15 protein-coding genes are annotated in these 22,979 nt (G+C 76.0%); 13 read left to right on the forward strand and 2 right to left on the reverse strand.

Going from position 1 to position 22,979, the window contains the following annotated elements; genetic code table 11:
* The first annotated feature begins 1 nt into the window (after position 1).
* Genes ACH5A8_RS03990 through ACH5A8_RS04000 form a run of 3 tightly spaced genes read left to right on the forward strand, consistent with a single transcriptional unit; the run spans position 2 to position 3,129 of the window.
* Positions 2-895 carry a carbohydrate ABC transporter permease gene (locus tag ACH5A8_RS03990; RefSeq protein WP_398997634.1) on the forward strand — a complete coding sequence of 298 codons (894 nt, stop codon included), beginning with the start codon at positions 2-4 and terminating at the stop codon, positions 893-895.
* Positions 896-901: 6 nt separating this feature from the next.
* A complete protein-coding gene (locus ACH5A8_RS03995) occupies positions 902-2,167 on the forward strand; it encodes a 6-phospho-beta-glucosidase (protein ID WP_398997636.1) in 1,266 nt (421 codons plus the stop codon).
* Positions 2,158-3,129 carry an N-acetylglucosamine kinase gene (locus tag ACH5A8_RS04000; protein WP_398997638.1) on the forward strand — a complete coding sequence of 324 codons (972 nt, stop codon included), beginning with the start codon at positions 2,158-2,160 and terminating at the stop codon, positions 3,127-3,129. The genes ACH5A8_RS03995 and ACH5A8_RS04000 overlap by 10 nt, the downstream gene beginning before the upstream one ends.
* Here ACH5A8_RS04000 and ACH5A8_RS04005 read toward each other — a convergent pair.
* Entirely contained in the window at positions 3,117-3,593 is a 477-nt protein-coding gene (locus tag ACH5A8_RS04005; protein ID WP_398997640.1) for an N-acetyltransferase, read from the reverse strand. The genes ACH5A8_RS04000 and ACH5A8_RS04005 overlap by 13 nt on opposite strands.
* A 241-nt stretch (positions 3,594-3,834) precedes the next feature.
* Between ACH5A8_RS04005 and ACH5A8_RS04010 the strand changes: the two genes are divergently transcribed.
* From ACH5A8_RS04010 to ACH5A8_RS04040, 7 genes are all read left to right on the forward strand, one after another.
* Positions 3,835-5,292: a hypothetical protein gene (locus ACH5A8_RS04010; protein ID WP_398997642.1), complete on the forward strand. Its 1,458-nt coding sequence runs from the start codon at positions 3,835-3,837 to the stop codon at positions 5,290-5,292.
* Positions 5,293-5,327: 35 nt separating this feature from the next.
* Positions 5,328-6,341 carry a glutamate ABC transporter substrate-binding protein gene (locus ACH5A8_RS04015; protein WP_398997644.1) on the forward strand — a complete coding sequence of 338 codons (1,014 nt, stop codon included), beginning with the start codon at positions 5,328-5,330 and terminating at the stop codon, positions 6,339-6,341.
* A gap of 57 nt (positions 6,342-6,398) precedes the next feature.
* The gene (locus ACH5A8_RS04020) at positions 6,399-7,721 is read left to right on the forward strand and encodes a hypothetical protein (protein WP_398997646.1); all 1,323 of its coding nucleotides are present in this window, start codon (positions 6,399-6,401) and stop codon (positions 7,719-7,721) included.
* Positions 7,718-10,462, forward strand: coding sequence for a tetratricopeptide repeat protein (locus tag ACH5A8_RS04025; protein WP_398997648.1), 2,745 nt, complete (start codon positions 7,718-7,720; stop codon positions 10,460-10,462). Before ACH5A8_RS04020 ends, ACH5A8_RS04025 begins: the two co-directional genes overlap by 4 nt.
* A gap of 3 nt (positions 10,463-10,465) precedes the next feature.
* The gene (locus ACH5A8_RS04030; protein WP_398997650.1) at positions 10,466-11,872 is read left to right on the forward strand and encodes a protein phosphatase 2C domain-containing protein; all 1,407 of its coding nucleotides are present in this window, start codon (positions 10,466-10,468) and stop codon (positions 11,870-11,872) included.
* A gap of 135 nt (positions 11,873-12,007) precedes the next feature.
* On the forward strand, positions 12,008-13,354 hold the full coding sequence (locus ACH5A8_RS04035; protein WP_398997652.1) for a VWA domain-containing protein: 1,347 nt from the start codon (positions 12,008-12,010) through the stop codon (positions 13,352-13,354).
* 103 nt (positions 13,355-13,457) lie between these two features.
* A complete protein-coding gene (locus tag ACH5A8_RS04040) occupies positions 13,458-14,864 on the forward strand; it encodes an FHA domain-containing protein (RefSeq protein WP_398997654.1) in 1,407 nt (468 codons plus the stop codon).
* Between the two features lie 119 nt (positions 14,865-14,983).
* Here ACH5A8_RS04040 and ACH5A8_RS04045 read toward each other — a convergent pair whose 3' ends face one another.
* Positions 14,984-15,985: a methyltransferase domain-containing protein gene (locus ACH5A8_RS04045; protein ID WP_398997656.1), complete on the reverse strand. Its 1,002-nt coding sequence runs from the start codon at positions 15,983-15,985 to the stop codon at positions 14,984-14,986.
* A gap of 196 nt (positions 15,986-16,181) precedes the next feature.
* Between ACH5A8_RS04045 and ACH5A8_RS04050 the strand changes: the two genes are divergently transcribed.
* The 3 genes from ACH5A8_RS04050 (at position 16,182) to ACH5A8_RS04060 (ending at position 22,790) form a co-directional block, all read left to right on the forward strand.
* Positions 16,182-16,586 carry a globin gene (locus ACH5A8_RS04050; RefSeq protein WP_398997658.1) on the forward strand — a complete coding sequence of 135 codons (405 nt, stop codon included), beginning with the start codon at positions 16,182-16,184 and terminating at the stop codon, positions 16,584-16,586.
* 155 nt (positions 16,587-16,741) lie between these two features.
* Entirely contained in the window at positions 16,742-20,032 is a 3,291-nt protein-coding gene (locus tag ACH5A8_RS04055; RefSeq protein ID WP_398997660.1) for an FtsX-like permease family protein, read from the forward strand.
* Position 20,033: 1 nt separating this feature from the next.
* Positions 20,034-22,790 carry an FtsX-like permease family protein gene (locus ACH5A8_RS04060; RefSeq protein ID WP_398997662.1) on the forward strand — a complete coding sequence of 919 codons (2,757 nt, stop codon included), beginning with the start codon at positions 20,034-20,036 and terminating at the stop codon, positions 22,788-22,790.
* Positions 22,791-22,979 lie beyond the last annotated feature (189 nt).

Here is a 22,979-nt window from a genome sequence, read left to right on the forward strand (position 1 = left end):
GATGACCCAAGTGCTCCGGCCGCCCGCCGCGATCGAGACCCCCGCCTCGCCCGCCGAGCGCACCGCCCGCCGCAGGGCCGCCCTGGAGTGGATCGCGGTGCACTCGCTCGGCGTGGCCGCCGCCCTCTTCTTCGTGCTGCCCTTCGTGTTCGTGCTGCTGACCTCGCTGATGAGCGACAGCCAGGCCCTCAGCCGCGACCTGGTCCCGCACACCTGGGAGTGGGGCAACTACCGGAAGGTGTTCGACACGCCGGGCTTCCTCACCTGGTGGCGCAACACCCTGCTCTACGCCGGCGGCGGCACCGTCCTGACGGTGCTCTCCTCGGTCCCGGTGGCGTACGCGCTGGCCAAGTTCCGCTTCCGGGGCCGCAATCTGTCGCTGATGCTGGTGATCTCGATGATGATGCTGCCCCCGCAGGTGGTCGTCATCCCGATGTACCTGTTCTGGGCCAAACAGCTCGGCCTGTCCGGGACGCTGTGGCCGCTGATCATCCCGATGGCGTTCGGCGACGCGTTCTCGATCTTCCTGCTGCGCCAGTTCCTGACGACGATCCCCAACGAGTACCTGGACGCGGCCCGCGTGGACGGCTGCGGCGAGCTGCGCACCCTCGTCCGGGTCGTCCTGCCGATGGCGAAGCCGGGCATCGCGGCCATCGCCCTGTTCCAGTTCTTCTCCGCCTGGAACGACTACTTCGGCCCGCAGATCTACGCCTCGGAGAACCCCGGCGCCTGGACCCTGTCCTACGGCCTGGAGTCCTTCAAGGGCGCCCACCACACCGACTGGAACCTCACCATGGCCGCCACAGTGCTGGTCATGGCCCCCGTGATCCTCGTGTTCTTCTTCGCCCAGAAGGCGTTCGTCGAGGGCGTCACGCTCACCGGAGTAAAGGGTTAGACAACAGTGAAACTCACCGTGGTCGGCGGCGGTTCGACCTACACCCCCGAACTCATCGACGGCTTCGCCCGCCTGAGGGACACCCTGCCGGTCGAGGAACTGGTCCTGGTCGACCCGGCGGCCGACCGGCTGGAGCTGGTCGGCGGCCTCGCCCGGCGCATCTTCGCCAAGCAGGGCCACCCCGGCCGGATCACCACCACCGCCGACCTGGACGCCGGCGTGGACGGCGCCGACGCGGTGCTGCTCCAGCTGCGCGTGGGCGGCCAGGCCGCCCGGCAGCAGGACGAGACATGGCCGCTGGAGTGCGGCTGCGTCGGCCAGGAGACCACCGGCGCCGGCGGCCTCGCCAAGGCGCTGCGCACCGTGCCCGTCGTCCTGGACATCGCCGAGCGGGTGCGCCGCACCAACCCGGACGCCTGGATCATCGACTTCACCAACCCGGTCGGCATCGTCACGCGCGCCCTACTCCAGGCCGGCCACCGCGCGGTCGGCCTGTGCAACGTGGCGATCGGCTTCCAGCGCAAGTTCGCGGCGATGCTGGGCGTGGAGCCCCACGACGTCCACCTCGACCACGTGGGCCTCAACCACCTCACCTGGGAGACCGGGGTGCGCCTGGGCGGGCCCGAGGGCGAGGACGCGCTGCCGCGGCTGCTCGCCGAGCACGGCGAGCGGATCGCCGAGGACCTGCACCTGCCCCGCCCGCTCCTGGACCGCCTCGGCGTGGTCCCCTCCTACTACCTGCGCTACTACTACGCCCACGACCGGGTCGTCGAGGAGCTGCGCGAGGGCCCGTCGCGGGCCGCGCAGGTCGCCGCCATGGAGCGGGAGCTGCTGACGATGTACGGCGACCCGGAGCTGGCGGAGAAGCCCGCGCTGCTCGCCAAGCGCGGCGGCGCCTTCTACTCGGAGGCCGCCGTGGACCTCGCCGCGGCCCTGCTGGGCGGAGGCGGCAGCCCGTACCAGGTCGTCAACACGCTCAACCGGGGCACGCTGCCCTTCCTGCCCGACGACGCGGTGATCGAGGTGCAGGCGGCCGTGGGCGCGAGCGGCGCGGCCCCCCTGCCGGTGGCCCCGCTGGACCCGCTGTACGCGGGGCTGGTGGCGAACGTGACCGCATACGAGGTACTGGCCCTGGACGCGGCGCTGCGCGGCGGCCGGGAGCGGGTCTTCAAGGCGCTGCTCGCCCACCCCCTGATCGGGCAGTACGCCTACGCCGAGACCCTCACCGACCAGCTGGTCGCGCACAACCGGGAGCACCTCGCGTGGGCCTGACCGACGGTGTCCTCGCCATCGACGCGGGCAACAGCAAGACCGACGTCGCGGTCGTGGCGGCGGACGGGACCGTCCTCGCCACGGCCCGCGGCGGCGGCTTCCGGCCGCCCGTCGTGGGCGTCGAGACGGCGGTGGACACGCTGGCAGAGGCGGTCGGCCGGGCCTACGCGGCGGCCGGGACGACCTCCGTGACGCATGTGTCGGCGTGTCTGGCCAACGCCGACCTCCCCGTGGAGGAGGAGCAGTTGGCGGCGGCCCTGCACGCGCGCGCGTGGGGCGCGACGGTGGAGGTGCGCAACGACACGTTCGCGATCCTGCGGGCCGGGGTGGCCGAGCCGCGCGGGGTGGCGGTGGTCTGCGGGGCCGGCATCAACTGCGTCGGCATGCGCCCGGACGGCCGCACCGCCCGCTTCCCGGCGATCGGCAGGATCTCCGGCGACTGGGGCGGCGGCTGGGGCCTGGCGGAGGAGGCCCTGTACTTCGCCGCCCGCGCCGAGGACGGCCGCGGCGAGCCCACGGCACTGGCCCGCACCCTGCCCGCCCACTTCGGCCTCGGCTCCATGTACGCGCTGATCGAGGCACTGCACCTGGAACACGTCGAGCTCGCCCGCCGCCACGAGCTGACGCCCGTGCTGTTCCGCACGGCCGCCGAGGGCGACCCGATCGCCCGCGCGCTCGTGGACCGGCTGGCCGAGGAGGTGGTGGCCATGGCGACGGTCGCCCTGACCCGCCTGGAGCTGCTGGCCGACAAGACCCCGGTCCTGCTGGGCGGCAGCGTGCTGGCCGCCCGCCATCCCCTGCTCGACGGCGGGATCCGCCGCCTGCTGTCCGAGCGCGCCCCGAACGCGGTGCCGCGCGTGGTGACGGCCCGCCCGGTGCTCGGGGCGGCCCTGCTGGGGCTGGACCACGTGGGGGCCGGCCCGGAGGTCCAGGAGCGGGTGCGGGCGTACTACGAGGGGTGAGCCGCGACCGCCGGGCGGTCAGCGGGGATCCGTTCGAAGGGCCAGGAGGAGGCCGGCCAGGCCGCCACGGCGTCGTGCAGCGGACCGCCCAGCTCGCGGCGGTCCGCGCGCACCCACGAGCGGACGTCCACGACGCCCTCGTCCGTGCGGGAGGGGTGGATGTGGACGCAGCCGACGACCCGGTCGTCGTCGCCGAGCACGGTGGAGGTGAAGCCGAAGCGCGCGGCGAAGTCGTCGGCGTGCTCCGTCAGGTCGCGCAGGTCGTCCGCGAGGCTCATGCCGTCCGCCGGCGGCCACCGCCGTTCGCGGAAGCCGGGGGTGGCGCGGATGTGCTCGATGCTCGACGACCACGCCTCGTGGTCGGACTCGTCGTGCCGCGGTTCCAGGGGTTCCAGACGGAAGCCGTCGGCGGTGAGTTCCCGGGGCACGGCGAAGTCGTCGGGAACACTCGTTCGTCGGGTCATCCGGCAAGGTCAACGACCGTTCCGGTCGGCCGGACCGGTCCCCGGTGGAACCGAACCGACGCACGGGCCGTGTACATGGGCAGGGGGTGGTGCGGCACACGACGTCGCGCACACCGCGCCGGCGCGGGACCGGCGAGCCCGGCGGCCGCGCTGCGATCGGATCAAGATCGAGTGAAGCCGGTGCGGATGTCGGTGCCGACAGGGATACTTGCGGCGACGGATGACCAGGGGGAGGTCGGCAGTGACACACTCGCCGAACGGCAGCGCGGCGCCGCCGAGCCGCGCCCTGCCCCCGACGCCGGCCGTACCGTCGCAGCCGGGTCCGCCCGCCGCCGCGCCGCCCCGAGCCGCCGCCCCCGCCCCGTCGCCCGCCCGCCGCACCGCGTTCGCCGAGGGCGTGGACCGGCTGCGGGCCGCCGCCGTCACCGAACCGGGCCGGCTGCGCGCCATCGGCGCCGTACTGGCCCTGCTCGTCATCGCGTTCGGCGCCGTCACCGCCTGGCAGACGACAGACCGGGCGAGCGCCGCCGACGACGTGCTGCACAGCAGCCAGCCCCTCAGCTCCGGCGCCGCCGACATCTACCGCTCGCTCGCCGACGCCAACACCATGGCCTCCAGCGGCTACCTGGCCGGACTCCAGGAGACCGGCGCCACCCGCGAGCGCTACGAGGCGGACGTGCGCACCGCCGCCGCGGGACTCGTCACCGCCGCCGCCAACTCCGCCCCGGACTCCCCCTCCGCGGCCACCATCACCAAGCTCAACGAGCTGCTGCCCCGCTACAAGGGCCTGGTCGAGTCCGCCCGCGCCAACAACCGCCAGGGCTTCCCGGTCGGCGGCGCCTACCTGCGGGCCGCCAACACCACGATGCAGAACGAGATGCTGCCGGCCGCCGAGGACCTGTACCAGAAGGAGAACCAGCGGCTGCGCTCCGACTACGCGGACGCGACCCCCTACCCATGGGCGGCGATCGCCCTCGGCGTCCTCGCCCTGGCCGCCCTCGCCTGGGCCCAGCACCGCGACTACCGGCGCACCAACCGGGTGCTGAACCACGGCCTGGTCGCCGCCACCGCCGCCTGCGCCGTCGTCCTCGTCTGGCTGGTCGTCGGCCACAGTGTCGCCCGCGCGGGTCTCGACGGCTCCTACGCACACGGCGTGCGCTCGCTGAACGTGCTGCACGACGCCCGGATCGCCTCCCTGAAGGCCCGCAGCGACGAGAACCTCACCCTGGTCAGCCGCGGCGCGGAGACCAAGACGCTGCCCGACGGCACGGTCATGGACGCCTACGACTGGGCCTACGACCAGGAGATCGGCGCCCTCGGCAAGACCCTCGACCAGGCCGGCGCCCTCGCCGACGACGCGGCGGGCCGCGATCCGGTGCGCGTGGCCGACCGGTCGATGAAGGCCTGGGTGTCCCGGCACGCCGAGGCCCGGCAGGCCAACGACTCCGGCGACTACCAGCAGGCCCGCGACCGGGTCATCGGCACCACCGCGAAGGACCGTTCGACGGGCGAGTGCTTCGACAACGTCGACGCCTCGCTGGCCAAGGCGCTCACCCATGAGACCGCCGAGTTCGAGGAGGCCGCCCAGGACGGGCGCAGCGCCATGACCGGCCTGCCGGCCGGCTCCGCCGCGCTGGCGGTCGCCGGCGCGGCCGGCGCCCTGCTCGGCATCGGACGCAGGCTGTCGGAGTACCGGTGAGAGGGGGCATGACCAGGGTGGAAGGAGGCGTGAGCATGCGCGTACGACGACTGCGGGCCGGTCTGCGGGGCTGGGGCGGCGTAGGGGCGATGGCGGCCCTGTGCGCACTGGCGCTGGCGTTCGTCCTGCTGCTGCCGCGCACCCAGTCGCCCGGCGCCGCCCCCGCGACGAGCGGCCCGGGAACGGCGCAGGGCCTGCAGGCCAGGGCCGGCGACTGCACGGACGGCGACGCCCAGAACCGCAGCCTGTCCCCGTCCGCCGCCGACGGCCCCACCGTCGAGGCCATCAGGAAGCGCGGCTACCTCTCGGTCGGCGTCGACCAGAACAGCTACCGCTGGGGCTACCGCAACCCGAACAACTCCTCCGGCGCGCTGGAGGGTTTCGACATCGACCTCGCGCACCGCATCGCGAAGGACATCCTCGGCGACGGCGACAAGGTCCAGTTCCGGGCCATCCCCACCAACGAGCGCATCCCCGCGATCAGGAGCGGCCGGGTCGACATGGTGGTGCGCACCATGACCATCACCTGCGACCGGCTCGGCCAGGTGGCGTTCTCCGCGCCGTACTTCCTGACCGGCCAGCAGGTCCTCGCCCCGAGGACGTCGAAGATCACGGGCTACGGCGCGTCGCTGGCGGGCGAGCGGGTCTGCTCGGCGACCGGCTCCACGGCCTACGACCACCTCGGCGCCGGCAAGCGCGACGGCACGCTGCCGGCCTCCACCGACATCTCCGCCACCGTCCCCAACCAGCTGGACTGCCTGGTGCGGCTGCAACTGGGCGAGGCGGACGCGGTGGTGACCGACGGCGCGCTCGCCGCGAGCCTGGCCGCGCAGGACCCGACGGTGCAGCTCAAGGGCGGCACCTTCACCAAGGAGTACTACGGCGTGGCGATGAAGCTGGGCGCCGACGACCTGGTACGCCAGGTCAACCGAATACTGGACCAGTACCGCAGGGACGGGGGCTGGAAGAAGGCGTACGACGACTGGCTCTCCTCCACGCTGGGCGAGAACAGCCCGTCCGCGACGCCGCCGACGCCGGTCTACCGGTGACGCGTCCCGCGGCCGGCGTACGAGCGACGGAACTCCGAGAGCAGCGAGAGGTGATCGATGGGCGGCACGGACCCCGCCGGGCCGGTGCTCGACCGGGACGAGGTGGACCGTGCGCTGGCGCGGCTCGGCGCGGAGCACGAGGCGATCGAGACCTCGCTCCTCGCCCTGCAGGACCACGCGGGCCGCAGGCTGCTGGAGGGCGCCCAGCTCACCGGCGTCACCCGGGAACGCTGGGCGGCGACGGAGGCGTCGATAACGCTGCTGTGGGCGTACTTCGACGCGTACACGGGCGCGCTGCGCACCGCCCGTGAGATCCGCGCCCGCCGCCGCTGGTCCAGCCACGAGGACCTGGTGGAGCTGACCGGGCTGCTGCGCGGCGAGTCGGTGACCGTCGCCGACGCCGCCACGGGCGCGCCGCACGCCGAGGGCGCCGCCCGGCTCAGCCACAGCTTCACGCTGGCCGCCCTGGTGGACCGGATGAACGAGCTGTACGCGGCCGGTCTGGACATGGTGGTCGCCGCCGACGCGGTGTGGTCGGCGCTGCCCGCCCGGATCGATCTGCTCGCCGCGGAGCTGCAGCGCACCCGGCGGCTCGCGCACTCGGTGGGCGTCCGCCCCGGCGAGCACCCGGCCGGCGACGACCTGGAGCGCATCACGCGCACCCTGACCGGCCTGCGCGAGCAGGTGGTCTCCGACCCGCTCGCCTTCTGGGTCCCGGCACAGGGCAGTTCGGCGCCGGGCGGCGGCCGGCCCGACACCACGGTCTACGACCGTGAGGCGCGGGCCCTGGAGGAGGTGCGCCGGGAGATCGACGCGGTGCTCGGGGTGCGCCAGGACGCCGAGCAGCGCCTGATCAAGCTGCGCGACCTGCTCTCCCGCGCGGACCGCACGCTGGCCGAGGCGCGCACCGCGCGCGGCGAGGTGCTGGCGAAGATCGCCGCCACGGAGGTGCCGGTGGTCAGCGGCCCGCCGACCGCGCTGCAGGAGCAGCTGGCGACGGCCGCCGAGTATCGCAGGCAGGCCCAGTGGCACCGGCTGTCGCCGCTGCTGGAGTCGCTCGAGCAGAAGGCGGAGGACGAACTGCTGCGCGCCCGCGAGTCGTTGACAGCGGTGACCGCTCCGCTGGCGGTCCGCGCCGAGCTGCGCGGCCGGCTGGACGCCTACAAGGCGAAGGTGGCCCGGCACGGCCTGGCGGAGGACCCGCTGCTGGTCGAGCGGTACGACGCGGCGCGCCGCATGCTGTGGAGCGCGCCCTGCGACCTGCGGGTGGCCGAGCAGGCCGTGCTGCGCTACCAGCGGGCGGCGGCCGAACTGCTCGGCGCCGCGCGGGTGCCGCGCCAGGGCGGGCCCCGGGACGAAGACGGTGGGGGGGAGTCATGAGTCGGGCGGGGCAGACCTGTCAGCGGCCGGACTGCGACGGCGCGTACGAGGACGTCGGCGGCGGCGAGCTGTACTGCGACACCTGCGGTCTGGCCCCGGTGGTCTCGGCCTCGGGGTCCTCCCCGCACGGGCACGGCGGGGAGCTCGGGCAGGGCCTGGTCGCCTCGCCGCCCACCGGGGTCACCGGCGGCGGGGAGGCGGGCGGCTCGGGCTCCCGCTCCAGCGCGCGCACCGGCGGCAGCTCGCGTACGTCGTCGCAGTCGTCGCGGTCGCGCCGCTCGGTGTCGGGGCGGCTCACCCGCTCCCTGTCGGGCAGGTCCACCAGCCGTTCGGTGTCGGTGCGCAGCTCCGGCTCCACGGCGGGCTCCTCGGCGCGCGGCCGGCTGGGCGCGGGGCTGGTGCGGGTACCGCAGGTGCCGCGGCCCGACCCGCACTCGGTGGTGCTGGAGGACCCGGAGGTGCCCGAGCGCAAGCGGTTCTGCTCGCGCTCGGACTGCGGGGCGCCGGTCGGCCGGGCCCGCGGCGAGCGGCCGGGGCGCACCGAGGGCTTCTGCACCAAGTGCGGCCACCCGTACTCGTTCGTGCCCAAGCTGCGCGCCGGCGACATCGTGCACGGGCAGTACGAGGTCGTGGGCTGCCTCGCGCACGGCGGGCTGGGCTGGGTCTACCTGGCGGTGGACCGGGCGGTGTCCGACCGGTGGGTGGTGCTCAAGGGCCTGCTGGACACCGGCGACCAGGACGCGATGGCGGCGGCGATCTCCGAGCGGCGCTTCCTCGCGGAGATCGAGCACGCCAACATCGTGCGGATCTACAACTTCGTGGAGCACCTCGACCAGCGCACCGGCTCCCTCGACGGCTACATCGTCATGGAGTACGTCGGCGGCAAGTCGCTGAAGGAGATCGCCAACTCCCGTCGCACACCGGACGGCAGGCGTGATCCGCTGCCGGTGGAGCAGGCGTGCGCGTACGGCATCGAGGCGCTGGAGGCGCTCGGCCACCTGCACAGCCGCAACCTGCTGTACTGCGACTTCAAGGTCGACAACGCGATCCAGACCGAGGACCAGCTCAAGCTGATCGACATGGGCGCGGTGCGCCGGATGGACGACGACGAGTCGGCGATCTACGGCACCGTCGGCTACCAGGCGCCGGAGGTCGCGGAGACCAGCCCGTCGGTGGCCAGCGACCTGTACACGGTGGGCCGTACGCTCGCCGTCCTCACCTTCGACTTCCAGGGCTACACGAACGTCTACGCGGACTGCCTGCCGGACCCGGACACCATCGAGGTCTTCCGCCGCTACGAGTCGTTCTACCGCCTGCTGGTGCGGGCCACCGACCCGGACCCGGCCCGCAGGTTCGCCTCCGCGCAGGAGATGGCCGAGCAGCTGACGGGTGTGCTGCGGGAGGTCGTGTCCCTGCAGACGGGCCAGGCGCGGCCCGCCCTGTCGACACTGTTCGGCCCGGAACTGCGGGTCACCGACAGCGAGTTGTTCCCGCCGCTGGCGGGGGACGTGTCGCGGCTGGGGTCGCGGCCGGCGCGTGCCCGGGGGGCCTCGGCGCCGTCCGGCGCGGTGCCGGCGGGGGGCGCGGATGCTTTGGGCGCGGTGGGTTCGGGGGTCTCGGGCACGGTGGGCGCCTCGGGAGCGCCGGGGATGCCGGGAGCACCGGGTGCTCCGGGCGTGGCCGCGGTGCCGGCGGGTTCCGGTCCTGCGGGCGGGTCGGTGGGTTCCGGTCTTCCCGGTGGACCGGGAGGTCCCGGTTTCCCGGGCGGGCCGGGGAGTTCCGCTGTTCCAGGGGGTCCCGTTCTCGTCAAGGCGGTCGACGCCCCGGCCGCCGCCCTGGCCCTGCCCGTCCCGCACGTCGACCCCGCCGACCCCAACGCGGGTTTCCTCGCGGGCCTGCTGACATCCGCGCCGGCCGAGCTGATCAACGCGCTGGCCGCCGCGCCCGCGCAGTCGACCGAGACGCACCTGCGCCAGGTCCGCGCCCGGCTGGAGACCGGCGAGCCGGGCACCGCGCTCCAGGCGCTGCGCGCGCTGGAGGAGCGGCACCCCGACGACTGGCGGGTCGTCTGGTACCGGGGCGTGGTCTCCCTGGTCACCGGCGACCACGAGGAGGCGGCCCTCGCCTTCGACGCGCTCTACGACGCCTTCCCGGGCGAGATCGCCCCCAAGCTGGCGCTCGGCCTGTGCGCGGAGGTCCTCGGGCAGCTCGACAACGCCGCCGAGTACTACCGCCTGGTGTGGAAGACCGACCCGAGCCATGTCAGCGCCGCCTTCGGCCTGGCCCGGGTCCGGCTGGCCGGCGGTGACCGGCGCGGCGCGGTGCGGACCCTGGAGTCGGTGCCGGAGGCCTCCATCCACTACACGGCGGCACGTGTGGCGGCCGTACGGGCGCGGCTGCGGCACCGCACGGCGCTCGCCTCCGACACGCCGTTCGCGGAGGACCTGATGGCCGCCGCCGGGCAGGTGGAGGCGCTGCGTGCGTACGGTCTGGACCCCGCGCGGCGCGAGCTGTTGTCGGCGGAGGTCCTCGGCTGCGCGCTGGACTGGATACTCTCCGGGGGAGGAGCCGTCGAGGCGGCCTCCCGGCGGGTGCTGCTCGGCAGCGAGCTGGACGAGCGGGGCCTCCGCTTCGGACTGGAGCGTTCGTACCGCACGCTGGCCCGGCTGGCGCCCGGCGGCAAGGAGAGGATCGACCTGGTGGAACGTGCCAATCGTTACCGCCCCCGGACGTGGGTGTAGTTGATGTCGCAGATGCCCCAGCAGGCCGCCCTGTCGAACTGCCCCAGCTGCGCGGAGCCGCTGGAGTCGGACGACCGGTTCTGCGGCGCCTGCGGATACGACCTGTCCACGGTCGCCGCGCCGTCGCACGACACGCCGACGCTGACGATGGGCCACGGCTCGGTGCCGCGCCCGGCCGCGCCCGCCGAGGGCGCCGCGCAGGGCGCGGGACGGCCGCAGCCGCTCCCCCGTACGCCCCCCGCTCAGCAACAGGCCGCACCCGGACCGCAGCCGCACGCGTCGGCACCGCAGCCGCAGCCGCAGCCGGCACCACCGTCACAGCCGCACGCACAGCCGCAGACGCAGGTCCCGGACCCGCAGCCGGCGGCCCCGCAGGGCCCGGGTGTGCGTTTCGACCGTCCGGCGGAGCCCGAGGAGTATCCGTTGCAGGCACCGGACCCGGCCCAGGCGCCGGACCCTCGGCAGACCGCGGCGGCCGCCGCCCCGCAGCCGGGCGCCGCGGTGTGCGTGGCGTGCCGTGCCGGCCGGGTCGACAGCGACGGCTACTGCGAGAACTGCGGGCACGCCCAGCCGCGCGAACGCGACCACATGGAGCAGGAGTCGGGCCCGGTGGCCGCGATCAGCGACCGCGGTCTGCGCCACCACCGCAACGAGGACGCGTTCGCGCTCGGCCGCACCGCGCTGCCCGACGGCACGCCCGTCTCGGTGGCGATCGTCTGCGACGGCGTGTCCTCCGCGACCCGCCCCGACGAGGCCTCGCTCGCCGCGTCCCGGACGGCGACCGACTCCCTGCTGGCCGCGCTGCCCCGGGGAACCCATCCGCAGCAGGCCATGCACGAGGCGATCGTCGCCGCCGCGCGGGCCGTCGACGCGCTGGCCGAGGAGCCCGCCGGGGCCCGCGAGCACTCCCCGCACCAGAACGCGCCGGCCTGCACGCTGGTCGGCGCGGTGGTCACCGGCGAGCTCCTGGTCGTCGGCTGGGTCGGCGACAGCCGCGCCTACTGGGTGCCGGCCGACCGCGCCGTCCCCGCCGCCCGGCTCACCGAGGACGACTCCTGGGCCGCGCAGATGGTCGCGGCGGGCCTGATGAGCGAGGCGGAGGCGTACGCCGACGAGCGCGCCCACGCGATCACCGGCTGGCTCGGCGCGGACGCGTACGAACTGGAGCCGCACACGGCGTCGTTCAAGCCGGACCGGCCCGGTGTCGTCGTGGTGTGCACGGACGGCCTGTGGAACTACGCCGAGTCCGCCGAGGAGATGGCCCAGGTGCTGCCCCCGGACGCGGCGGCACGTCCGCTGCACGGCGCCGGGGTGCTGGTCGGCCACGCCCTGGACGGCGGGGGCCACGACAACGTAACAGTGGCGCTCGTGCCGTTCCCCCTCCCTCCGCAGGGGGCAGGATCGGCCTGAGGGTCGTTCGCGCCCGCCGGCGAGGGGAGTCCGGCGGGCCGCACCACGGGGAGGCTCCGACGGCCGGAGGGGACCGGCCCGCGCACAGATGTCATCCCCGCTCGGCGGGGACCTGGAGGGGGGATCTGGGAAGGCATGGCCAATTTCTCGAAGTCCAGCGCGCCGCGGTTCTCGGTGGACCTGTACCAGAACGAGTACCTGCCGGAGGGCGGCCGGGAGGTCAACGCCATCGTCACGGTGACGGCGACCGGCGGCGGCACGATCGGGAACGCGGTCGGCGCGCCGCACCTGTACGCGTCCGGGCAGACGCCGTCCGCGGCGGTGGCGGTCATGGTCGACTGCTCGGGCTCGATGGACTACCCGCCGGCCAAGATGCGCAACGCCCGCGAGGCGACGGCCGCCGCGATCGACACCCTGCGCGACGGGGTGCACTTCGCGGTGATCGGCGGCACGCACGTGGCGACCGAGGTCTATCCGGGCGGCGGCCGGCTGGCGGTCGCCGACGCCGCCACCCGCGACCAGGCCAAGCAGGCGCTGCGCCGGCTGAGCGCGGGCGGCGGCACGGCCATCGGCACCTGGCTGCGGCTGGCCGACCGGCTGTTGTCCTCGGCGGACGTCGCCATCCGGCACGGCATCCTGCTCACCGACGGCCGCAACGAGCACGAGTCGCCCGAGGACCTGCAGCGGACGCTGAAGGAGTGCGCGAGCCGCTTCACCTGTGACGCACGGGGCGTGGGCACCGACTGGGAAGTGAAAGAAGTCACAGGGATCGCCTCGGCGCTGCTCGGCACCGCCGACATCGTCGCCGATCCGGCGGCGCTGGCCGCCGACTTCACGCACATGATGGAGACGGCGATGGGCAAGGAGGTCGCCGACGTCGCCCTGCGGGTGTGGACGCCGGTCGGCACCGCCATCAGGTTCGTCAAGCAAGTCGCGCCGACGGTCGAGGAGTTGACCGGCCGCCGCACCGAAGCCGGACCGCGTGCCGGGGACTACCCCACCGGCTCCTGGGGCGACGAGTCCCGCGACTACCACCTGTGCGTCGAGGTCCCGGCCGCGAACGTGGGCCGCGAGATGCTGGCCGCCCGGGTGTCGCTGGTGGTTCCGCAACCGGACGGACCGGTACAGAACCTCGGGGCGCAGGGGCTCGTACGGGCCGTGTGGACCGACGACGTGGTCGCCTCCACCTCGATCAATCCGCAGGTCGCGCACTACACCGGCCAGGCCGAACTGGCCCAGGTCATCCAACAGGGCATCGATCTGCGCAAAGCGGGCGATCTCGACGGAGCGACGGCCAAACTGGGTCGTGCGGTACAGCTCGCCGGCGCCTCGGGGAACGCCGATACTGCGAAACTGCTTTCGAAGGTGGTGGACGTGGTCGACGCGGCGACAGGTACTGTGCGACTGAAGGCGAAGGTCGCGGAGGCCGACGAGATGACTCTCGAGACCCGGTCCACAAAGACTGTTCGTGTAAAGAAGTGACCCAGGAGTGACGCGGGCGACCGCGTCGGACAGCGAGCCCGGCCCCTCGGGGTGGGAGAAATCCGGCCCTGGCGGCCGGAGAGGGAGAGGGGGAAGCGCCGACATGCCGACCTGCCCGAACGGACACCAGTCGGGTTCCGACGACTGGTGCGAGGTCTGCGGTCACCGCATGGCCGGTGCCGTACCGCCCCCGCCCCCGCCGCCCCCGGTCGGCGGCTACGGCTTCCCGCCCGCGCCCGGTCCGGGCGGCCCAGGCGGTCCCGGTGGACCCGGTGGCTTCGGCGGTCCCGGGGCGCCCGGCGGCCGTCCGCACCCGGGCGCCGGTCCCGGTTCCCAGCCCGAGCTGTGCCCGCAGTGCCGCACGCCCCGCGAGGGCGGCGCGCCGTTCTGCGAGGAGTGCCGCTGGAACTTCCTGACCAACACGGCCACCTCGTACACCCCGGCCGCGCCGCCGCGCCCGCAGGGGCCCGGCTCGGGTGGTCCTGGTGGCCCCGGTGGCGCTCCCGGCCCGGGTCCGCGCTTCCCGCAGGCGCCCGGCCCGTCCTTCGGCGGCGGCGACTCCTTCGACTACCAGGGCTCCCGGCCGTCCCAGGTGAACCGGCCCGCCGAGCCGATCCCGCCGTTCGGCGCCGACCCGCAGGGACGCCCCGGCGGCCCCGGCCCCGGCCCCTTCGGCGGTCCTCCCGGCCCGCCCCCCGGTCCCTCCGGTTTCGGCCCCGACCCGTCGCGGCCGGCCCCGCCGCCGCCCGGTCCGCCCAACCCGCACGGACAGAACCCGCACGGCGGCCCCGGCGGGTTCGGCGGACCCGGCGGCCAGGGCGGCCCCGGTGCGCCGCAGGCGTTCCACCAGCCGGGCCAGCCGGGTCCCCAGGCCCCGCCCCCGTTCCGGCAGGAGACGAACCGGCCGCAGCCCGGCGGGCCTTCCTTCGGCGGCGGTGACGACGACTGGGTGATCTCCCCGCCGTCGTCCACGGGCCCGGGCGGCCCCGGTCCCGGTGGCCACGGCGGTCCCGGCGCTGGTCAGGGCGGCGGCTACGGCTACCCGCAGCCCGGCGCCACGCAGGCCCCGCCCGGCTCCGCCTTCCCGCAGCAACCCCAGCAGCCGGCGACGTGGACGGCGACGATCGGTCCCGACCGCGAGTACTTCATGGCGATGATGCACCGCTCGGGTCCCGAGGCCGCGGGGCTGAACCTGCCCGCGTACTCGCCCGAGCAGCAGCGCACGCTCAGCGGCAACCAGGTCACCATCGGCCGCCGCCGGCACTCCACCGGCGACACCCCCGACATCGACCTGTCGGTGCCGCCGGAGGACCCGGGCGTCTCGCACCAGCACGCGGTGCTGGTGCAGCAGCCCGACGGCACCTGGGCCGTGGTCGACCAGAACTCGACCAACGGCACGACGGTCAACGGCTCCGAGGAGCCCATCCAGCCCTTCGTGCCGGTGCCGCTCCAGGACGGCGACCGGGTGCACGTCGGCGCGTGGACGACGATCACGGTCCGGCGCGGCTGAGCACGGCGGCCGATCACGATCCGGCACCTGGGCGCACCGGCCGATCCGCCGTCCGGCGTGCCGGACGGCGGTGACGGCGGCGACGACGAGGGTCCGGCGCGGCTGACGGCCGCCGCCGGTCAGGCCCGGTCCGGGAGGGGCCAGGCGTTCGGCCCCTCCGGGTCGTCCAGCCACGCCCACGCGCGTTCGCCGCTCACGGTGATGCCGTAGCGCTCGCGTTCCGGGCGTCCCTCGCGCTCCCACAGGTCGTAGTCCTCGCGCGGGTCCGTCCGGCCGCGGGTCAGGGCCAGCAGGAAGCGGAACAGCTCGTCCTCGCGGGCCCGCGCGGGCAGCCCGTCCAACCGCGGGAGCGGCGCCTCGGTCCCGCCTCCGCCGCGCAGCGGCACGAAGTAGGCCGGGGTGTTCAGGAAGGGACCCTCCGCGTACGAGGCGTCCCGCACGGTCAGAGCGGCCAGGCCGGTGGCGATCGGGACGAGGATCCGCCCGCCCGGGGAACTCTGGGCGAGCCAGGCGCGCGGGACGGTGGACAGTCCGCAGGTGGCGACGATCCGGTCGAAGGGGGCGCGTTCGGGAACGCCCCGCGCGCCGTCGCCGGTGACGACGACGGGACGGTACCCGGCCGCCGCGAGGTGCCGGCGGGCCGCCTCGGTGATCTCCGGTTCCAGGTCGACGCTGGTGACGAGGGCGTCGTCGCCGAGCCGGCGGGCGAGCAGGGCGGCGTTGTAGCCGGTGCCGGCGCCGATCTCCAGGACCCGGTCGCCGTCCCGCACCCCCAGCTCGGCCAGCATCCGGGCCATCAACGAGGGCTGGCTGCTGGAGGAGACCAGTTCCCCGTCACGCAGCCGAGTGGCCAGCGGGGCGTCCTCGTAGGCGCCGCGCAGCCAGCGTTCGCGCGCCACGGGGTCCGGGCTCTCGCCCCAGCGCCGTTCGTAGCCGCCGGCGACGGTGACGTAGTAGTACGGCACGAACAGGTGCCGCGGCACCTGTTCGAACACCTTCCGCCACATGGGGTCGGCCGCCCACGCCCCGCTCGCCTCGATCTCCCGCACCAGCGCGGCCCGCGCCCGCTCGGCGAGGCCGGCCTCGTCCTTGTCGTCCCTGCCGTCGGCATGCGCGCCCATGACTCCACTGTGCGGCGCGACCGGCCGCGAGGCGAGCACCGACGGCCCGGGCCGTGCCGGGGCGGTCGTGGGCCGCGAGTCCCACGTCCGCCGTCTGAGACCATGGACGGGCACTGCAATTCCCGGGGGACGGCCCCGGGGACCCCCGGCCAGGCAGCCTCGGGGCGGACGGCACGACATTGTGAGGCAACCAGACGTGACCGAGATTCGGCGCGGCACGCTTCCGGAGCAGACGTTCTACGAGCAGGTCGGCGGGGAGGAGACCTTCCGCCGGCTCGTCCACCGGTTCTACGAGGGGGTCGCCGGCGATCCGGAGCTGCGGGCCATGTACCCGGAGGAGGACCTGGGTCCCGCCGAGGAGCGGCTCAGGCTGTTCCTGATGCAGTACTGGGGCGGCCCGTCGACGTACGGCGAGCGGCGCGGCCACCCGCGGCTGCGCATGCGCCACGTGCCGTTCAAGGTGGACCGGGCGGCGCACGACGCGTGGCTGCGGCACATGCGGGCGGCCGTCGACGACCTGGCCCTGCCCGAGGAGCAGGAGCGGACGCTGTGGAACTACCTGACGTACGCCGCCGCCTCCATGATCAACACCCCGGACTGAGCCCCGGGGTGGCCGAAAGCTGAGTCCCGCATTCCGGTCACCCGGTGCCGGATTTCGGTCACGATCCGGTCAAGTTCGGTAAAGAAGCGCTTTCTAGCGGCCCGTTCGCTCTGACAACATCACCCGGAGGTCTGGACAACCACGGGGGGAGCCGGGTGGCGGGGTTCACGGGGTTCATCCTGTCGCGAGCGCGTGCGCACCGGCTGCTGCTCGCCGCCGCGCTGCTCACGGTCCTGCTGACCACGGCGGTGCTGGCGACGTTCGCCGCGTACTCCGGCGCGATCGGCGACGCCGCGCTGCGCCACTCCCTGCGCGACTCCCGCAGCGCCGCCGACGCGACCCTCCTCGTGCAGAGCGAGGTGTCCCCCGAGGACCGCCCGGCCGTCGACGCCGCCGTACGCGAGCGGGCCCGCGCCGCCTTCGACGGGATGCCCGTGACCGTGCGCTCCCTGGCGCGTTCCGGCCCCTACGCCCTCCCCCGCTCGCTGCAGCCCGCGGCCGAGCGGTCGGGCGACCCGGACCTGACCTACTTCGCCGCCCTGGACGCCGGGCAGGTGCGCCTCGTCACCGGGCGCGCGCCCCGGGCGACGGCGAGCGGCGACCTGGAGGCCGCGCTGCCCCAGGCCGCGGCCCGGCGCCTCGGCCTGAAGACCGGCGCCCGGCTGACCCTCGCCGACCGCCTCGGCGGCCCGCGGGTCTCCGTACGGATCACCGGCCTGTACCGCCCCGCCCACACGGACGCCCCGTACTGGCGGCTGGACGACCTCGGCGGGCGCGGCATCCGCAAGGTCGGCTTCACCATGTACGGCCCGCTGCTGGCCGCCCCTGGCGTCCTCGCCGGGGACAGGGTGAGCGCGGGACCGACCGGATGGCAGGCGTCGGCGGACTTCTCGACGCTGACCACCGGGCGGATCGGCGCGCTGCGCGACGCGGTCGGGGCGGGCGCCGCCGCCCTGCGCGAGGCCGCCGCGACGGACGGCACGCCCGAGGTGACGACCTCGCTGCCGGACACCCTCGACCGGATCGAACGCTCCCTGCTCGTCGCCCGCTCGACGCTGCTGGTCGCCGCCCTCCAGCTGACGCTGCTCGCCGGGTACGCGCTGCTGCTGGTGGCCCGGCTGCTGAGCAGCGAACGCGCCGGCGAGACCAGGCTGCTCCGGGCGCGCGGCGGATCGCGGGCCCGGATCGCGGGCCTGGCCGCCGCCGAGGCGCTGCTGCTCGCCGTGCCCGCCCTGCTGTGCGCGCCGCTGCTGGCCGGGCCGCTGACCCGGCTGCTGGCCGGGCGGGGCGCCCTGGCCCGGATCGGGCTGCACCCGGACGTGCCGGCGACCGGCGGGCCCGGGGTGTGGCTGGTGGCCGCCGCCGTGGCCCTGGGCTGCGCGCTCGCGGTGACCCTGCCGGCGCTGACGTCGTCGTTCACGGTCGTGCGACGCGCCCGCGCGCTGCCCGCGCCGCTTCGCGCGGGCGCGGACGTGGGCCTGCTGGCGGTGGCCGCCGTCGCGTACTGGCAGCTGGACCGGCAGCCCTCCGGCGCGGTCGGCGGCGACCGCACGGGGACGCTCGGCATCGACCCGCTGCTGGTCACCGCGCCCGCGCTGACCCTGCTGGCCGGGACCGTGCTGACGCTGCGCCTGCTGCCGCCGGCGGCCCGGCTGGCCGAGCGGCGCGCGGCCGGCGGACGCGGGCTCGCGACGGCACTGGCGGGCTGGCAGTTCAGCCGCCGCCCGAACCGCGGCGCGGGCGCGGTGCTGCTGCTGGTGCTCGCCGTCGCGCTGGGCATGCTGGCCATCGGCCAGGGCGCCTCCCAGCACCGTTCGCAGGACGACCAGGCCGACTTCCTGGCCGGCGCGCCGGTGCGGGTGCTCGCCGCCGGGGACGGCGAGCTGGGCCGCACCGACCGGTACGCGGCCCTCGGCCACGTACGCTCCGCCGCGCCCGCCGCCCGCACCACGCTCGCCCTGTCCGGCGACCGCACCGCGACGGTGATCGCGCTGGACACCGCGCACGCCGCCGGCACCGTGCTGATGCGCGACGACCTGGCCGCCGGGCCGGCGCGCCCGCTGCTGGCGAAGCTCACCCCCCGGGGCGCGACGGCGGGGGCGAGGATCCCCGCGGGCACGACCGGGCTGAGGCTGACGGCGGCCCTGCGCTCCACGGGCGGCGCCGGCGGCCCCGTCGGCGTGGCCGCCGGCGTCGAGGACGCGGACGGCGTCCCGTACCGCATGCCGCTCGGCACGCTGGCCGCCGACGGCCGCCCCCACACCCTGGACCTGGGCCTGCCCGCCACCGCGCGGCCGCTCATCCTCACCGGCCTCGAACTGGACGTGCCCCAGCCCGTCGACCGGGCCCGGCAGCACCGCCTGACCGTGTCCCGCGTCGAGGCCACCGCCCCCGGCCGGACGGCGCTGCGGCTGACGCTGCCGGCCTCCTGGACCGCGGCCTCGGCCGGCGGCGGGGCGGCCTCCGTCGCCGACCCCCGCGCCGTGCCGACCCGGCCCGAGGTGACCTCGACCGGCCCGCTGACCCTCGCCTACGGCACCGGCTACGTGCCCCACCAGCAGGCCGGACCGACGGGCTCGGGCGGCTCGGTGAGCGTGCGGCTGCAGGCCGCCCAGCCCGCGCGGCCGGAGGTCACGGCCCTGGCGACCGACGGCTTCCTCACCGCGGCCGGCGCCCGCCCCGGCCAGCGCGTCGACGTGGTGTTCGCCGGCCAGAACGTGCCGGTGCGGATCGCCGCCGCGGTACGGGCGCTGCCCACCACCGCGCACGGCGCCGCCCCGGGCGACTCCGTGGACGCGGCGCACGACGGCGGCGGGCTCCTGCTGGACCTGCGGTCGGTGAACCGGCTGCTGGAGACCCGCTACGGCGTCGGCGTCGCGCCCACCGAATGGTGGCTGAGCACCGACGCGCACCACGCGGCGGACGTGGCGACGGCGCTGCGGGCGCTGCCCGACGTCGATCCCGCGCAGGTCGTCGTCCGCGACGAGATCGCCGCCGGGCTGCGCGACGACCCGTTCGGCGCCGGACCGGCCGCCGCGTTCACCGCCGCGGCCGTGGTCGCGGCGCTCCTGGCCGCCCTCGGATTCGCGGTGAACGCCACCGGGGCGCTGCGCGAGCGGGACGCCGAGTTCGCCGTACTGCGGGCCCTGGGCGCACCGCGCCGCCGGCTGGCGAGGATGCTCGCCGCCGAGCAGGGCGTCCTGGTCGCCGTGGCGCTGGCGGCCGGGGCCGCCCTGGGCACCGTGCTGGCCCGGGCGGTGATCCCGCTGATCGTGCTGACCGGGCAGGCCACCAAACCCGTGCCGACGGTGCTGGTCGACCTGCCCCTCACCCGGGTGGCCGTGCTGCTGGCCGCCGTCGCCGCCGGGCCGCTGCTCGTCACCGCGGCGCTGACCCTGCGCCGCGCCGAACCGGCGGTGTCCCTTCGAGACCGCGGAGGTGAGTGAGGTGAACACCGTCGTCCCCTCCTGGGTCCGCGTCCGGCTGCGCACCGCACCGGGCGCCGCGACCGCCCTGGCCGTGCTGGTCGCCCTGACCGCGTGCCTGGCCGCGGCGCTGCCGCGCGCCCTGGACCGGTACGAGGACGCCGGGCTGGCACGGGCCGTCGCCCAGGCGGGCCAGGCCCGCGGCGTCCTCACCGCGGTGGCGCCCGCGCCCGACGTCCAGCTCCCGCCGCGGGAGCAGGAGCAGGCGTTGCTCCCACCCGCCCTGGGCCGCCAGTACACCGGCGTCCTCGCCGCCGTCCCCCGCCCGCTGGCCGTCGACCCCGCCCAGTCCGCGCACGGCGTGATGACCAGCAACAGCCTGGCCGTCTTCGACCCCTGGATCCCCAGGCCCAGCGGACTGCCCGCGAAGGTGACCCTGTTCGCGCCGAGCGGCCTGACCGAGCACTCCTCCGTACGCGCCGGCCGGCTGCCCAGGGCCCGGGGCGCCGTCACGGCCCGCACCTCCACCGTGGAGGCCGCCGTCTCCGAGGCGACGGCCAGGAGCCTGCACATCGAGGTGGGCTCGGTCATCCATGTGCCCACCGCGTCCTCCGGCCCGGCGCTCACCGTCCGCGTCACGGGCCTGCTCGCCCCGCGCGAGCCCGACGGCGCGTACTGGGCGGCCACCCCGCTGCTGCGCACCCCGGCGCTGGTCCAGATCAACTCGCCCGAGCCCGAACCGCCGAAGTACTGGCTCGGCGCGCTGCTGCTCGCGCCCGAGGCGGCCCCGGCCCTGCTGGGCACCGACGGCCGGCCGGTGCGCTACTGGCAGGTGGCCCCCGACACCCACGGTCTGCACGCCCACGACCTGGGGCGGCTGAAGTCCGCCGTCGCCTCCCTGGAGTCCGGCCCCGCCCTCGGCCGGGTCCGCACCGTCGCCGATCCGGCGACGCAGGTGAGCACCTCCCTCGACGACGTGTTCGGCTCCTACGACCGCCTGCGCTCGGGAGTGGGCCCGCTGGTGTCGGTCGCCGCCGTCGGCGGCGCGACGGTCGCCGTCGTCGTCCTGCTGATGGCCGGCGGACTCGCCGCCGACCGCCGCCGCGCCGAGCTCGCCCTGCTGCGCGCCCGCGGCGCCTCCCTGCGCGGCCTGGCCGGCCAGCTCCTGGCGGAGACGGCGGTCGTCGCCGTGCCCGCCGGGGCGCTCGGTCTCGGCACGGCCCTGCTCGCCGTCCCCGACGGCCGCGTCGCCCGGTCGGTGGCGGCCGCCGCGGCGGTCACCGCCGTCGGCTGCGCCGCGCTCCCCCTGCGCGCCGCGCTCGCGCACCGCACGGTGCGCCTGCACGCCCCGCGCGAGGACGCCGTCGGCCGGCGCCCCTCCCGGCGGCGTACGGTCGCCGAGCTGACGCTGCTGGTGATCGCGGCCGGGGCGGTGGAGGCGCTGCGGCGGCGCGGCGTCTCCGACGACTCGGGCGCCTCCACCGCTTCGGGCGCTTCGGGCGACCAGCTGGTGTCGCTGGCGCCGGTGCTGGTGGGGGTGATCGCCGCGCTGCTGCTGGTGCGGCTGTACCCGCTGCCGCTGCGCTGGCTGATGCGCCCGGCCGGCCGGCTGCGCGGGCCGGTGGGCCACCTGTCGCTGGCCCGGGCGGGTCGCGGCTCCGTCTCGGCGGTGCTGCCCCTGCTGGCGCTGCTGACCGCGCTCACCACCGCCGCCTTCGGCGGCTCCGTCCTGAGCGGGGTGGCCGAGGCCCGCGACCACACCGCCCTGCTCGCCGTGGGCGCCGACGCCCGCGTCCAGGCCGCCGACGAACTGCCCGCCGGGCTGGCCGGGCAGGTCCGCCGGACGCCCGGGGTGCGGGCGGTGACCGAGGCGAGCGTCGACTACCAGGCCAAGGCCGGACCGAACCTCACCCAGCTGACCGTGGCCGGCGTCGCCCCCGCCGACTACGCGGCGCTGGCCGGCCGCACCGGCCTCGGCGCCTTCCCGGCGCAGGGCCTGCGGCGCCCGGCCGGCCGCGGGACGCCGCTGCCCGCGCTGGCCTCCCCGTCGGTCGTCGCCGCCTACGGCACCGGACCCTTCCCGGTCCGTCTGGGCGACGGCGACACGGTCACCGTACGGATCGCCGTCGTCCGTGACCGGACGCCGGCCGTGCCCGGCGCCGACTTCCTGGTCGTGGACCGGGCCGGGCTGGGCGGCCGGGCCGCCCACCCGAGCACACTGCTGGTGACGGGCGACCACCTGGACGCGGCGGCGCTCCGCCGGGCGGCCGGCGCGTCGGCCGCCGTCCAGCTGCGGTCCGAGGAACGCGCCCGGTACGTCGACTCGCCCCTGCAGTCCGGCGCCGAGCACATCTACACCGCGGCGGTCGCGGCGGGCACCGGCTACGCCGTCCTCGCCCTGCTCCTCGCCCTGCTGCGCGCCGCGCCCGAGCGCGCCGCGCTGCTGGCCCGTCTGCGCACCATGGGCCTCACCCGCGCCCAGGGCCGGCGCCTGCTCGTACTGGAGTCCCTCCCGCAGGCGCTGCTCGCCGCGGCGGGCGGCGCGCTGACCGGCTGGGCGACCATCCGGCTGCTGTCCCCCGGCATCGACCTGACCGCCATCGCGCTGCCCACGGCGGCGGCCACCGCCGGCCGCCACGCGCTGCGGACCGACCCGCTGTCCCTGGCCCTGCCCGCGGCCGCGGTCCTGCTGCTGGCGGTGGGCATCGCCGTCGCCCAGGCCTGGTGGACGGGCCGCAAGGGCTCGGTACGGGAACTGAGGGCGGGGGACGCGCGATGAGCGGCCGCGAAACCGCGGGCGGGGGCCCGCGACGAGACGCCCGACGAGGCGACCGATGAGCCCCAACGAGCCGCCCAGCCGCCCCCACGAGCCGTCCGACCGCCGCCGCGGCACCCATGACCGCCCTGGGGCGTCTCGCGAACGTCCCGCCCGCCGCGCCCCCGGGGCGGACGGCGGGACTCCGGCGAC

Source organism: Streptomyces sp. NPDC018610 (genome assembly GCF_044391765.1).
Taxonomy (GTDB): Bacteria; Actinomycetota; Actinomycetes; order Streptomycetales; family Streptomycetaceae; genus Streptomyces.

Bases quoted from the DNA above. Each gene is read 5' to 3' on its own strand.
- ACH5A8_RS04030 (WP_398997650.1), top strand. From the start codon at position 10,466: ATGTCGCAGATGCCCCAGCAGGCCGCCCTGTCGAACTGCCCCAGCTGC.
- ACH5A8_RS04045 (WP_398997656.1), bottom strand. From the start codon at position 15,985: ATGGGCGCGCATGCCGACGGCAGGGACGACAAGGACGAGGCCGGCCTC.
- ACH5A8_RS04025 (WP_398997648.1), top strand. From the start codon at position 7,718: ATGAGTCGGGCGGGGCAGACCTGTCAGCGGCCGGACTGCGACGGCGCG.
- ACH5A8_RS03990 (WP_398997634.1), top strand. From the start codon at position 2: ATGACCCAAGTGCTCCGGCCGCCCGCCGCGATCGAGACCCCCGCCTCG.
- ACH5A8_RS04040 (WP_398997654.1), top strand. From the start codon at position 13,458: ATGCCGACCTGCCCGAACGGACACCAGTCGGGTTCCGACGACTGGTGC.
- ACH5A8_RS04035 (WP_398997652.1), top strand. From the start codon at position 12,008: ATGGCCAATTTCTCGAAGTCCAGCGCGCCGCGGTTCTCGGTGGACCTG.
- ACH5A8_RS04005 (WP_398997640.1), bottom strand. From the start codon at position 3,593: ATGACCCGACGAACGAGTGTTCCCGACGACTTCGCCGTGCCCCGGGAA.
- ACH5A8_RS04020 (WP_398997646.1), top strand. From the start codon at position 6,399: ATGGGCGGCACGGACCCCGCCGGGCCGGTGCTCGACCGGGACGAGGTG.
- ACH5A8_RS04015 (WP_398997644.1), top strand. From the start codon at position 5,328: ATGCGCGTACGACGACTGCGGGCCGGTCTGCGGGGCTGGGGCGGCGTA.